Genomic DNA, 12,927 nt, shown 5'->3' on the forward strand with positions numbered 1-12,927 from the left:
GCTCCTACGACACCGATCGCGTTTTTCAGTCCGGAGTGGTGCACTTCGATCGCGACGGCCTACACACAGTTTGCCACCTGGGCGGCGGTGGACGTCCGGTAAGTCAGTTAGCTACGCGGGAAGCTGAAGTGGGTGATGCGTGAGTTAGCACGCTGGCAACGCGCATGAAATAGCGCGATGCCGCGCGAAGGACGGGGACGTTAGGGCTCCTGGGCAATTACACGGGCTGGCGGTGTTAGCGGCTTTCTTTTGCCTACTTTTCTTTGCCGCTGCAAAGAAAAGTAGGTGCCGCCCCGCACAGGGGCAACGCCGGCAAACCAGAGGCAAAACGCGGATGCCAGCGAGAGACCCCAGAACCCCAAAACCCCAAATCCCTACCCCCTAGCCTTCTGCAAAAACCCACTCGGCGTCATGCCACAAAACCTCTTAAAGTGGCGAGCCAGATGGCTCTGATCAAAGAACCCAACTTCAGTAGCGACAACAGCCCCAGGCACGCCGGCCAGCAGCAAAGTCTGAGCACGCCTCACTCGAACTCCACACAAATACCGATAAGGCGAAAGCCCAACCTGCTGTCTAAAAACAGTAGCAAACCGCGAAACACTGAGCGCCGACAGCTCAGCCAATTGCGCAAGACTCACAGTCTTATCAAAGTTCGCTTCGATATAAGCCACAGCATCCCGCAAGGTGATCGAAGACTGATCGACGGTACTCATGAAGAAGCCTCGCTAGTGGCATGCACACCCTGCGCCGGTACGGCATAACCAAATCGTGCAATAGAAAACGTATCCAGCGGAATCGGCGTGCTGCCCGTGTCGATCAGTTCGGCCAGTGTCTCGCCGACACCCGGCCCAATCTGGAATCCCGAGCCGCTGAAACCGAACGCATAAAAGAGTCCCGGCATCTTCGAACTGGGCCCGATCACGGGCTCGGAATCGGGCAAATAACTCTCGACGCCGCTCCACACGCGAATCACATGCAACGCCGCAAGCGCAGGCACGAGCCGGCGGAATTGCGCCATCTGCTGCACCGTGTTTCCCGGCAGCACCGCCGCGCGCCGCGTCTCGGCATCGGCGGGACCGGACGGCCCGCCACCCAGCACGATATTGCCGCGCGGAATCTGCCGGAAATAGACGCTCTCTTCCTTGATCGACGTGTACACGCCCATCGACGACGCGAACACATACGGCACCGGCTCCGTAACCGCCATCTGCGGACCGCGCGCCACGAGCGGCACAGGCTCGCCAAGTTGCGTCGACAGCGCATTCGCCCACGCGCCCGCACAGATCAACACCTGTTCCGCGCGATACACGTCGCCCGCCGCACTCTCGACGCGAAAGCCGCCCGCCTCCTTCTCCACACGCACGATCTCCGTGTTTTCGACGATACGCGCGCCCATGCGCGCCGCCGCACGGCCGAACGCCGGCGCCGCCAGCCGCGGATTCGCATGACCGTCGAGCGGCGAGATGGACGCGGCCAATACCTCGCGGCCGAGAAACGGAAAGCGTCTGAACATCGCCGCGCCGTCGAGCACTTCGAGGTCGAGGCCGTACGCACGCGCCTCGGCTGCGTAGCGATGAAAGTACTCGGCGTCATGCGCGTGATAGCACACACGCGTGTGGCCCGATGCGAGGAACTCGACGTCTTCGCCCAGCAGTTCCTTCGAGTGCCGCCACGTATCGAGCGCGCGATTGGCCATCGCCAGTTGCGTCAGCGCTCGCCCTTGACGGCGCACGCCACCGAAGTTGACGCCGCTCGCCTGCTGTCCCGTCAGCCCGCGTTCGAGAAGGATCACCGACCGTTGTCTGCGTCGCAGAAAAAACGCCGTCGACGTCCCGACGATTCCGCCGCCGATCACGATCACATCGGCACGATCACTCATTCGCTGAACTCCTTTTCAGCGTTTTCGACCGCACATGAAGTCGCGCACGTCGATGCCAACGCCATCGGCAGCGGCTTGACGGGCGCCTGGCCACGCAACCGCCCGACGGCTTCGAGCGGCACGCGCGCCTCCGCTGCGATCACTTCGGCACCCGCATGCGCGCAGAAGCGCCCCTGACAACGGCCCATGCCGACGCGCGAAAATGCCTTCGCGCGATTCGCTTCCGTTGCGCCCATCTCGCGCACCACGTGCCGCAATTCGCCCGCCGTGATCGCCTCGCAACGGCACACGATGGTTTCGTCGGGCAACGCGGCCGCAAACCGCGCAGGCCACGGAAACGCCGCGCGCAAGCCCGCCGCGAAGCGCGTGTAGCGCGCGAGTTCGGCGCGCAACTGCGCGGCTCCTTCACGTTCGATACCCGCATCGCGTAACGCGGCCAACGCAGCGAGCCGGCCCGCGCGCTCCGCCGCATCGGCGCCGCGCACACGCGCACCATCGCCGGCCAGATAGACGCCCGCGACACTGCTGCGGCCATCGGCGTCGATGCGCGGCAGCCACGTCTGCGTCGCATCGTCGAAACGGAACTCACAGCCCGCGAGATCGGCAAGCTGCGTTTCCGCGCGCAAGTGATAGCCCAGCGCGACGGCATCGCAATTCACATCGAGCGTCGCGCCGCTCGCGAGCTTCACGCGAACACCCGTCACGCCATGCGCGGACGAACCTTCGATGGCAAGCGGCGTCACGCCGCGATGAACGGGCACGCGCGCGCGCCGCAACACGCTCATCAACGCAATGCCTTTGCGCAGCGTGCGAGGCATGACCAGCAACTGAGGCAACGCACGCACACGTTGTGCGAGCGTCGATGTGTCGAGCACGGCGCTCACGGTCGCGCCGGCCTTCACGTATTGCGCCGCTACCAGATACAGCAACGGCCCTGTGCCCATCATCACGGTTCGCGCGCCAATCGCGCAGCCCTGCGATTTCAACGCGACCTGCGCGCCGCCGAGACTGAACGTGCCCGCACGATGCCAACCCGGCACGGGCATCAACCGATCAGTCGCGCCGCTACAGACGATCAGCGCATCGAATGCCAGTTCGTCGTTTTGCGTGCCGCGCACGACATGCACTGCCTTCGGCGCGATATTCCACACCAGCGTGTCGGGCAGATAATCGATCTGCGCGCGCAATGCGTCGAAATCGCGATGCAGTGCTTCGGCGCGCGCCGCCTCCGTTCCGTAAAGCGTTTCGTAGGAACGCGAGAAGCCTTCTGGCTGTCGACGATAAATCTGGCCGCCGTCGCGCCGTCCTTCATCGATGACGATCGGACGCAATCCCGCTTCGACAAGCGCCTGCGCCGCGCGCACGCCCGCCGGCCCTGCGCCGATCACGATCACCTTCAACGCCTTCACGTCCCGCTGCGCGGCCATACGCCCTCCCCGGCAAACGCAATGCGCGTCACGATCGACATGCCCGGCGCAGCGGGCGTCGTGCATGCGCGCACACGCTCGCCTTGCGCCGTCCAGACCCAGCAGTCCTGGCAGGCGCCCATCAGACAGAAGCCCGCACGACGGCCGTCGCCGAATTCGGAATCGCGCAGCGTGTCGTGCGCGGTCAGCAGCGCGACCATCAGCGTGTCGCCTTCGGCCGCCTGCGTGACGACACCGTCGACAGTGATGTCGAAGGTCTTGCGCGCCGTCTCCGCCACTCTCACGAAGCGTGCATTCATGCGGCCACCGTATCGGCTGTCTGCATGCGGATCAATTCCTCCGCCGAGTGATGGCAGCGAATCTCAGCGCCCGACGGCAGTCTCTTCATCGAAGGCGGCGTGACGTTGCACATGCCGTCGATACGCGCCGGACAGCGCGAACGGAAACTGCACAGTTCGTGCGAGTGCGCGTCGCTCGGCTCGCCCATCGCGGGCAACGCGCCGCCCGTCAGCGCGCGCCGGGAGTCGAGCCAGCCGGGCCGCAGCGCGGGCACCGAATCGACCAGCAAGCCCGTGTACGGGTGATAAGGCGGCGCGGACAGCGCATCGCGCTGACCCGCCTCGACGCATTGCCCCGCGTACAGCACGATCACTTCATCGCAGATCGCACGCACCGTCGAAATGTCGTGGCTGATGAACATATACGACACGCCGAGTTCGCGCCGCAATTCCCCGAGCAGATCGAGGATCGCCGCGCCGACCACGGTATCGAGCGCGGACGTCACCTCGTCGCAGAGAATCAGCGCCGGTTTCGCGGCGAGCGCGCGCGCCAGGTTCACGCGCTGCTTCTGTCCGCCCGACAGCCCGCCCGGCTGGCGTTTCGCCACCGAAGCAGGCAGCTTCACCAGATCGAGCAGTTCGAGCATCCGCTTTTGCGCGGCGGCGCCGCGCAGGCCGTGATAGAAGTTCATCGGCCGCGCGAGGATGTCGGCGATCGTGCGGCTCGGATTGAGCGCCGTGTCCGCATTCTGGAACACGATCTGCACGCGCCGGTACTGATCGAGCGTGCGCTCCGAGAGCTTCGCGGGCAGCGGCTTGCCGTCGAGCAGCACATCTCCGCGCGCGCGATCCACCAGCCCCGCCACCACGCGCGCCAGCGTCGTCTTGCCCGAACCCGATTCGCCGATCACGCCGAGCGTGCAACCGCGCGCGATTTTCAGGCTCACGTCGTCGAGCACGCGTATGGCGGGCACGCCGTTCGCATCGACGCGGCCGTAGCCCGCGCTCAGGTTGCGGATTTCGAGCAGCGGCGGCGGATCGCCGGCAACCGTCGATGCAAGCTCCGGTTCGGCCCGCCGCGTCGCGGCCAGCAGTTGCTGCGTGTAGGCGTCGGCGGGTGCGTCCAGCACTTGCGCCGTGGTGCCGTTCTCGCGCACCGTGCCGCCGTTGAGCACGACGATGCGGTCCGCCATCTGCGCGACCACGGCAAGATCGTGCGATACGTACACGGCCGTCGTGCCCAGTTCGCGCACCACCTTCTTGAACGCGGCGAGCACTTCGATCTGTGTGGTCACGTCGAGCGCCGTAGTCGGCTCGTCGAACACGACGACGGCGGGATCGGTGATCAACGCCATGGCGGCCATCAGGCGCTGCAACTGTCCGCCCGACACCTGATGCGGATAGCGCGAGCCGATCGTCTCCGGCGCGGGCAGCGCGAGCGAACGGAACAGATCGATCGCTTTCTTGCGCGCGGCGGCGGGCGTCATCAGCTTGTGCAGCAGCGCGGGCTCCGTCACCTGATCCATGATCGTGCGCGCCGGATTGAAGCCCGCCGACGCGCTCTGCGCGACATACGCCACAGTGCGCGCCCGCAACGCGCGCCGCCCGTTGTCGTCGAGCGACAGCACATCCACGCCGCCGATCTTCACGGAACCGCCCGCAATCGAACAGCCGCCGCGTGCGTAACCGAGAAGCGACAGCGCGATCGTCGTCTTGCCCGAACCCGACTCGCCGATCAGCGCGAGCACTTCGCCCTGCTTCACCGTGAAGTCGACACCCTTCACGATGTGGACGACAGGGTCGGGCGCCGTGCCCGCAACCACGCGCAGGTCTTTCACTTCGATCATGTTCATTGCCCGCCTCCGTTCGCACGCGCGCCGTGACGGCGCAGACTGTCGATCAGAAGATTCACGCCGATCGTCAGCGTCGCGATCGCGACCGCGGGCATCAGCACGGCGGGCGCGCCTTCCGCGAGACCGCCGATGTTCTCGCGCACCAGCGAGCCCCAGTCCGCGTTCGGCGGCTGCACGCCGAGGCCGAGAAAGCTCAGCCCCGAGAGCAGCAGCACGATGAACACGAAGCGCAAGCCGAAGTCCGCGAGCATCGGATGAATCATGTTCGGCAGCACCTCGACGCGCGCGATGTAGAACAGCCCTTCGCCGCGCGCCTTCGCGACCTGCACGTATTCGAGCGTCATCAGGTTGACGGCGAGCGAGCGCGAAATGCGGAACGCGCCGGGAATGTAGGCGAGCGCCGCGACCGTGATCAGCATCGGCACCGACGAGCCGAACGCCGCGATCACGACGAGCGCGAGCACCTTGCTCGGAATCGAGATCAGCGCATCGAACAGACGGCTCAGGATTTCGTCGACCCAGCGTCCGGAGACGGCAGCGACGAGACCGAAGAACGTGCCGATGCAGCTCGCGAGCAACGTCGCCGCCAGCGCGAGTCCCACCGTGTATTGCGTGCCGTACAGCACGCGGCTCAGCATGTCGCGGCCCAGATAGTCGGTGCCGAGCGGATGCGCGGCGCTGTACACACCGAAGATTTCCGTCGACGTCACCGCGCCGCCTTTATATGGCGCGACCAATGGACCGATGAACGCGACGCAGACCCAGAACACGACGAGCGTCAGACCGATCAGGCCGAGCAGCGAAAAGCGGTTCACGAGGCGGCGCAGCGGGCCGCGTTTTGCAACTTGCGTTTCCACGGGCGCCTCTTGAATAGCATCGGCGCAAGGCTTGCCGTCTTCGTCGGGTGTCGCGTAGAGAACGGTCGTCGCGTGAGAGGTGGCGGGTCGGTTCATCGTTGACGCAGCCTCGGGTTGGAGATGATTTGACACAGGTCGGCGATCAGCACGAGCGCGAGATACGCCGCGCAGAACACCATCACGCAGCCCTGCACGAGCGGCATGTCGCGGTTCGTGACGGCATCGACCATCAGGCTCGCCAGCCCCGGATAGTTGAAGATCGATTCGACGATCACCACGCCGCCGAACAGATACGACAGGCTCAACGCAACCGCATTGGCGATCGGGCCGATCGTGTTGGGCAACACATGGCGCAACACGATGCGCATCGGCGACGCACCCTTCAGCAAGGCCATCTCGACATACGATGCATTCAACTGGTCGAGCACCGCCGCGCGCGTCATGCGCGCCATCTGCGCGACAATCACGCAGCACAGCGTCATCACGGGCATCGCATAGATGCGCAGCAGCGCGCCGAACGACGTGACCTCGGACAGATACGACAGCGCCGGCAACCAGCGCAGCTTCACCGCGAAGATCAGCACCGCGACGGTCGCGATCAGAAACTCGGGCACGGCTACCGTCGACAGCGTCAGCACGTTCAGCACGCGGTCGAGCAGCGAGCCGCGAAACATCGCCGACAGGATGCCGATCACGAGCGCGACGGGCACGGAAACCAACGCCGTCAAGCCGGCGAGCACGAGCGAGTTGGGCAGACGCGTGGCGATCAGTTCGCTGACGGGCAGATTGTTCGACAGCGAGATGCCGAAGTTGCCGCTCACGACGTGCATGAGCCACTGCACATAGCGCTGCAGCGCGGGCTGATCGAGGCCGAACTGATGTCGCAAGGCGGCGACCTGTTCGGGCGTGGCGGCCTGGCCGAGCGCCTGTTGTGCCGCGTCGCCGGGCAACAGGCCCGTGATCGCGAACACGATCGCCGACACCAGCAGCAGCGTCAGCAACGCGAGACCGAGGCGCGCGGCGATGAGTCGTTGCGCGTGTGCTTTCATCGGGTATCGCCTCCTTCTTCGAAGCCGCGTGCCGCACGGCGGCGGCACGCGTGATGGCAGAACGGAATCAGGCGTCGAGCCAGACGTTCTCCGCGAACATGAAGCCCATCAGGCCGGCCAGCGGAATCGAGCCGAGCCCCTTGAGCTTCGACGAATGCGCGTCGAGCGAACTCTGGAACATCGGAATGCCGATGCCGCCGTCTTCATGCACGAGCTGCTGCATGTCGCCGTAGATCTTCTTGCGCTTCGCGTCGTCCGGTTCGCCGCGCGCGGCGACCAGCATCTGGTCGAACTTCGGGTTCTTCCAGTTCGCCTCGTTCCACGGCGCGTCCGACTTGAAGAACTGCGTGAACAGCACGTCGGCGCTCGGGCGCGCATTGATGTTGCCGTAGCCGAGCGGATGCTTCATCCAGTGATTCGACCAGTAGCCGTCGGACGGCACGCGCACCACCTGCAGATTCAGCCCCGCTTGCGGCGCGACCTGTTGCAGCAGCATCGCCATTTCGACGGAGCCTTCGGCGGCGGGCGACGCATACAGCTGCACGGGCGCGCTGCCCAGCTTTGCCTTCTGGAAATAGAACTTCGCCTTCTCCGGGTCGAATGCGCGTTGCGGCAGACCCGCCATGTAGTACTTGTTGGTCGGATCGATCGGCTGGTCGTTGCCGATTGCGCCATAACCCAGAAACACCGCACGGCGGATCTGCTCGCGATCCATCAGATGCATCAGGCCTCGCCGGAAATCCGCCGTGCCCGTGATGCCGCCTTCGTCGCGAATGATGAGGTCGGTGTATTGACCCGTCTTCGTCTCGAGCACCGAGAAGCCGGGCGTGCCCTTGATGCGCGCCGTCGAGCGCGGGCTCACGGCGTTGATCAGTTGGACGTCGCCGGACAGGAGCGCATTCACGCGCGCCGATTCGTCGCCGATGCCGATCAACTCCACCTCATCGAGATGCGGCATGCCCGGCTTCCAGTACTTCTCGTTGCGTACGCCGACCGTGCGCACGCCCGGCGAAAATTCCTTGAGCTTGAACGGGCCCGTGCCGACGGCCGTCTTGAAGTCGGTCGTGCCGTCCTTGATGATCAGGAAGTGCGACGTGGCGAGAATCACGGGCAGGTCAGCATTCGCGCCTTCGAGCGTGATCGTCACTTCGTTCGGACCCGTCGCTTTCGCGTCCTTGATCTGGTCGGCGAGCGTCTTCGCTTTCGAGCCGATAGCGGGATCCTTGTGACGCATCAGCGAATAGATCACGTCTTGCGGTGTGAGCGACTTGCCGTCGTGGAACTGAACGCCGCTGCGCAGCTTGACGACCCACACGGTCGCGTCCTTCGTGTCCAGCGATTCCGCCAGCGCCATCTTCGCGCCGAGATGCGAGTCGAGTTCCGTCAGGCCGTTGTAGAACATGTTCGCGCGCACGTAGTCGGTGCCGAGCGCGCCCTTCGCGGGGTCGAGCGTGTCGGCCGCAGACGCCGACTGCGTCGCGACGCGAATCTTGCCGCCCTGCTTCGGCTTGGCCTGCTGCGCGAAAGCGCCGCTGCTCGCCGCCAGCAGGCCTGCGCCCGTCAGCGACATCAGGCCGCCCGCCGCCATCGCGCGCAGCACGTCGCGCCGCGAGGCGCCGCGGCGCGTCAACTCTTCGAGCCGGATGCCGGCATGGGCGACTGCTTCAGGCGATTTATCGATGCTCATGAAACTCTCCGCGTCAGATGGTCTTGGGGAAATTCGGCAGCTTCGGGCTGTCTTTGGGATGCCTGGTTAGAAGCAACGTCAATAAAAAACGTCTTTGATCTGGTAATACGCGCCGACGAGCGGCAAGAACCACGGCTTGCCCGTGTGCCCCGGAATCGCGGGCCAGTCGAAATCGCGCCAGGGGTTCGCGGCCGCATTGCCGCCGATCACCTTGGCCATCACCTGGCCCATGTGCGTCGACATCTGCGTGCCGTGTCCGCTGTAACCCATCGAGAAGTAGATGCCGTCGTGCTGCCCGGCGCGCGGCAGACGGTCCGCTGTGATATCGACCAGCCCGCCCCAGCAGTAGTCGATGCGCGCCTGCGCAAGGCTCGGGAATGTCTCCACGAGATTCGCCTGCAGGATGCGGCCGCTCTTCGCATCGGACGGCTGCTCGGAAGCGGTAAAACGCGCGCGTCCGCCGAACAGCAGCCGCGAGTCGGACGTCACGCGGAAATAGTTGTGCATCAGGCGGCTCGTCGTGTACGAGCGGCGCATCGGCAGCAGACGCGAAAGCTGATCGGCAGGCAGCGGCTCCGTCACGACGATGAACGAACCCACGGGCGCGAGCCTGCGCCGGTACCAGCCGAACGGCCCATGCCGCGACGGCCCTGTCGCGATCAACACTTGCTGCGCGCGCAGCGTGCCGCGCGCGGTTTCGATGCGATAGGCGCCGCGATCCTTTTCGATCGACGTGACCGTGGCGTGCTCGAACAGACGCGCGCCGTTGCGTACCGCCGCGTGCGCGAGCCCAGCCGCGAACCGGCCCATATGCATCTGACCGCCGCGCTTTTGCAGCAGACCGCCGAAGAAACTGTCCGATTCGACTTCGCTGCGAATGCGCTCGCGCGCAATGATCTCCACGTCGGGATCGACTTCGCGGCGAATCAGTTCGGCCGTCTGTTCGAGATGCGCGAGATGATGCGGCTTCGCGGCGAGCTTCAGCTTGCCCGACGCGAGATAGTCGCAATCGATCTGCTCTTCGCGGATCAGCCGCTCGACGGTATCGACGGCGGCGGCATACGCGCGATAACAACCTTGCGCACGTTCGACGCCCAGTTGCTCGCGCAGCGCCGCGTAGTCCTGCGCGACGCCCGTGTTGCACTGGCCGCCGTTGCGCCCCGAGGCACCGCCGCCGATACGCCCGGCGTCGAGCACCGTCACCGACGCGCCGCGTTTACCGAGCGCGAGCGCGGCGGACAAGCCCGTGAAGCCGCCGCCGATCACGGCGACGTCGACATAGCCTTCGACGGGCCCCTCGCTCGCCGGCATGCCGGCGGGCGCGGTATCGAGCCAGTAGGAGTCGAGTTTCATCGGGTGTCCTTGCGCGCGTATCGACGATGGCGTGGGCGTATCAGAGACCGAGCTGCGTCGCGAGGTCGCCGATCGTGTCGACTTCGTAGTACTCGTAGTACGGCGTGCCCGGCTCGTGGCCGCGCTTGACGAACGCCTTGTGCTTGATGCCCATGTCGTGCGCCGTCATCAGGTCGTAGCGCAGGCTCGACGACACGTGCAGCACGTCGCCCGGATTGCAGTTGAGCTGGTCGAACATGTATTCGAAGCCCTGCATGCGCGGCTTGTACGATTGCGCCTGCTGCGCGGTGAACACGCGATGGAACGGTGCGCCGAGCTTGTCGACGTTGCTCTGGATCTGATCGTTCGATGCGTTCGACAGAATCACGAGCTTGTACTTCTTCGCCAGACGCGAGAGGCCTTCCGGCACATCCGGATGCGGACCCCAGGTGGGCACGGCCAGATAGAACTTTTCTGCTTCCGCTTCATTGAACTCGACGTTCATGCGCTTGCACGTGCGGCGCACGGAATTGACGATCACGTCGCGATACGGCTTCCATGCGCCGAGCACTTCATCGCGCCGATAGCCGGCGAAGAACGCTACGAATTGCTCCAGCTCGGCGCCGTGCAGGCGGTCGGCGTACATCTCGCGGGCCATGTCGGCCATGCGGAACTTCGTCAGCGTGCCGTAGCAGTCGAACGTGATGTACTTCGGCTCGAAATCGATCATGGTGTCAGTCCTATCTTGTTGTGAACCCACGCGGGGTTCAGTGGCGGAACAGGAAAACGCATCCCTGCGGAAAATTTAAACAGTGCAAAAAGGTCGGATGTCGCTGATTCGAGTGGCTCGCGCGATACAAACCACGCGTTTTGAGGGGCATCGGCAGCAGACTATGCGGCGCCGTTTTCATCGCTATCGCGTCAGCGGAATTCATCAGACGCGTGCGTCGATCAGCACGCTCTTGAAGCGCAAATTTGCTTCGTAAGCCTGCCGGCCGAGATCCTTGCCGATGCCCGAGCGTTTGAAGCCGCCCGTCGGGATCATGAAGTCGCTCGTGCGTCCGTAGCGGTTCACCCACACGGTGCCCGCCTCGATGCCGCGTACCATGCGCAGCGCGCGGCCCAGATCGGCCGTATGCACGCCTGCTGCAAGGCCGTAGTCGGGATGCGCGGCGAGCGCGAGTGCTGCGTCTTCCGTGTCGAAGGTCTGCAAGGTCAGCACGGGTCCGAAGATTTCTTCGCGTACGGCATCCGTCTGCGGCGTGACGTCCGTGAGTAGCGTCGGCATGTAGAAGGCGCCCGGCGTGGCCGCATCTGCGCGATGGCCGCCGCAGCGCAAGGTCGCACCGCTCGCGACGCTGCGCCCGACGATGGCTTCGATACGCGCCGCCTGCGGCTCCGAGATGATCGGCGGCAGTGTGGTGTCGGGCGACCACGTCGCGCCCGCCCTGGGCTCGCTGAAGAGGCGCTGGATGCGGTCGGCGAGTTCGTCTGCGATCGACCGTTCGACCAGCAGCCGCGAGCCCGCGACGCACACCTGCCCCGCATTGCCCGTAATCGCGCCGGCGATGCGGCGCGCGACATCGTCGAGGCGCGGCGCATCGGCGAAAACGATCTGCGGACTCTTGCCGCCCAGTTCGAGCGTGACGGGCTTGGTGCCCGTTTCGGCGCATGCCGCCATGATCGCCGCGCCCGTGCGCGTCGAGCCGGTGAACGTCACCTTCGCGATGCGCGGATGGCGCACGAGCGCATCGCCGGTGGTGCGGCCATCGCCTTGCACGACGTTGAAGATACCGGGCGGCACGCCCGCTTCGACGGCGAGTTCGGCCAGCCGCAACACGGAAAACGGCGTCATCTCCGACGGCTTCAGCACGACGGCATTGCCCGCCGCGAGCGCGGGCGCAACCTTCCACGACGCCATCACGAGCGGGAAATTCCATGGCGCTATCGCGCCGATCACGCCGTACGGCTCGGCGATCGTCATGCCGAGATGATCGTGATCGGTCGCGGCGACGTCGCCGCCGATCTTGTCGGCGAACTCCGCATAGAAGCGGATGCCTTCCGCCGTGAACGGCACGTCCCAGTTGAAAGCGTCGCGAACGGGCCGCGTCGAGCCGAGTGCTTCGAGCGGCGCGAGCGTTGCGGCATCGGCGGCGACGAGGTCGGCGAAGCGCCGCAGCACTCGCGCCCGCTCGCGTGGCGCGATGCGCGCCCAGCTGCTGGTGCGGAAAGCCGTCCATGCGTTTTGCACCGCGCGCTCGATCAGTTCGGCATCGGCGACGGGCACCGACGCGTACACGGCGCCATCCGACGGGCGCGCCACGTCGATGCGCGGCCCATGCACATCGACGTATTCGCCGCCGATGAAATGTCCGCTGCGCACGTTGATCGTCGCGGGATCGAATCGGTCCATTTGCGTGAGTCCTCGATTGCCTTCGATGCTGGAAATCGTAGGCTCGCGGCCACCGCATATTTCACCGACAAAAAAGCTCGCACAGCACAATCGACGCGTTATCGTCGCCGGAACTCCGCGTTTTGCAGCGCATCATGCCGCGGGCCGCGAGC

At 65.3% G+C, this 12,927-nt stretch carries 11 protein-coding genes; all 11 read right to left on the reverse strand.

From position 1 onward, the window contains the following. Nucleotides 1-374: 374 nt before the first annotated feature. Nucleotides 375-713, reverse strand: coding sequence for an AraC family transcriptional regulator (locus G3N95_RS09310; protein WP_205969702.1), 339 nt, complete (start codon nt 711-713; stop codon nt 375-377). Next, nucleotides 710-1,879, reverse strand: a complete 1,170-nt coding sequence (locus G3N95_RS09315; RefSeq protein WP_205969703.1) for an FAD-binding oxidoreductase — start codon at nt 1,877-1,879, stop codon at nt 710-712. Before G3N95_RS09315 ends, G3N95_RS09310 begins: the two co-directional genes overlap by 4 nt. Then, nucleotides 1,876-3,306: an NAD(P)/FAD-dependent oxidoreductase gene (locus G3N95_RS09320; RefSeq protein WP_205969704.1), complete on the reverse strand. Its 1,431-nt coding sequence runs from the start codon at nt 3,304-3,306 to the stop codon at nt 1,876-1,878. The genes G3N95_RS09315 and G3N95_RS09320 overlap by 4 nt, the downstream gene beginning before the upstream one ends. Then, nucleotides 3,285-3,605: a (2Fe-2S)-binding protein gene (locus tag G3N95_RS09325; RefSeq protein ID WP_205969705.1), complete on the reverse strand. Its 321-nt coding sequence runs from the start codon at nt 3,603-3,605 to the stop codon at nt 3,285-3,287. The genes G3N95_RS09320 and G3N95_RS09325 overlap by 22 nt, the downstream gene beginning before the upstream one ends. Further along, entirely contained in the window at nt 3,602-5,437 is a 1,836-nt protein-coding gene (locus G3N95_RS09330) for an ABC transporter ATP-binding protein (protein WP_205969706.1), read from the reverse strand. Before G3N95_RS09330 ends, G3N95_RS09325 begins: the two co-directional genes overlap by 4 nt. Continuing rightward, nucleotides 5,434-6,390 carry an ABC transporter permease gene (locus G3N95_RS09335; protein WP_205969707.1) on the reverse strand — a complete coding sequence of 319 codons (957 nt, stop codon included), beginning with the start codon at nt 6,388-6,390 and terminating at the stop codon, nt 5,434-5,436. The genes G3N95_RS09330 and G3N95_RS09335 overlap by 4 nt, the downstream gene beginning before the upstream one ends. Then, the gene (locus G3N95_RS09340) at nt 6,387-7,343 is read right to left on the reverse strand and encodes an ABC transporter permease (RefSeq protein ID WP_205969708.1); all 957 of its coding nucleotides are present in this window, start codon (nt 7,341-7,343) and stop codon (nt 6,387-6,389) included. The genes G3N95_RS09335 and G3N95_RS09340 overlap by 4 nt, the downstream gene beginning before the upstream one ends. Before the next feature lie 67 nt (nt 7,344-7,410). Further along, nucleotides 7,411-9,030: an ABC transporter substrate-binding protein gene (locus G3N95_RS09345; protein ID WP_205969709.1), complete on the reverse strand. Its 1,620-nt coding sequence runs from the start codon at nt 9,028-9,030 to the stop codon at nt 7,411-7,413. 78 nt (nt 9,031-9,108) lie between these two features. Further along, the gene (locus G3N95_RS09350) at nt 9,109-10,383 is read right to left on the reverse strand and encodes an FAD-binding oxidoreductase (protein ID WP_205969710.1); all 1,275 of its coding nucleotides are present in this window, start codon (nt 10,381-10,383) and stop codon (nt 9,109-9,111) included. A gap of 40 nt (nt 10,384-10,423) precedes the next feature. After that, a complete protein-coding gene (locus G3N95_RS09355; RefSeq protein WP_205969711.1) occupies nt 10,424-11,092 on the reverse strand; it encodes a haloacid dehalogenase type II in 669 nt (222 codons plus the stop codon). 204 nt (nt 11,093-11,296) lie between these two features. After that, nucleotides 11,297-12,775: an aldehyde dehydrogenase family protein gene (locus G3N95_RS09360; protein WP_205969712.1), complete on the reverse strand. Its 1,479-nt coding sequence runs from the start codon at nt 12,773-12,775 to the stop codon at nt 11,297-11,299. Nucleotides 12,776-12,927: the final 152 nt, after the last annotated feature.

This window comes from Paraburkholderia sp. Tr-20389 (genome assembly GCF_017104565.1).
GTDB lineage: Bacteria > Pseudomonadota > Gammaproteobacteria > Burkholderiales > Burkholderiaceae > Paraburkholderia.

Bases quoted from the DNA above. Each gene is read 5' to 3' on its own strand.
- G3N95_RS09320 (WP_205969704.1), bottom strand. From the start codon at position 3,306: ATGGCCGCGCAGCGGGACGTGAAGGCGTTGAAGGTGATCGTGATCGGC.
- G3N95_RS09310 (WP_205969702.1), bottom strand. From the start codon at position 713: ATGAGTACCGTCGATCAGTCTTCGATCACCTTGCGGGATGCTGTGGCT.
- G3N95_RS09360 (WP_205969712.1), bottom strand. From the start codon at position 12,775: ATGGACCGATTCGATCCCGCGACGATCAACGTGCGCAGCGGACATTTC.
- G3N95_RS09325 (WP_205969705.1), bottom strand. From the start codon at position 3,605: ATGAATGCACGCTTCGTGAGAGTGGCGGAGACGGCGCGCAAGACCTTC.
- G3N95_RS09355 (WP_205969711.1), bottom strand. From the start codon at position 11,092: ATGATCGATTTCGAGCCGAAGTACATCACGTTCGACTGCTACGGCACG.
- G3N95_RS09345 (WP_205969709.1), bottom strand. From the start codon at position 9,030: ATGAGCATCGATAAATCGCCTGAAGCAGTCGCCCATGCCGGCATCCGG.
- G3N95_RS09315 (WP_205969703.1), bottom strand. From the start codon at position 1,879: ATGAGTGATCGTGCCGATGTGATCGTGATCGGCGGCGGAATCGTCGGG.
- G3N95_RS09330 (WP_205969706.1), bottom strand. From the start codon at position 5,437: ATGAACATGATCGAAGTGAAAGACCTGCGCGTGGTTGCGGGCACGGCG.
- G3N95_RS09340 (WP_205969708.1), bottom strand. From the start codon at position 7,343: ATGAAAGCACACGCGCAACGACTCATCGCCGCGCGCCTCGGTCTCGCG.
- G3N95_RS09335 (WP_205969707.1), bottom strand. From the start codon at position 6,390: ATGAACCGACCCGCCACCTCTCACGCGACGACCGTTCTCTACGCGACA.
- G3N95_RS09350 (WP_205969710.1), bottom strand. From the start codon at position 10,383: ATGAAACTCGACTCCTACTGGCTCGATACCGCGCCCGCCGGCATGCCG.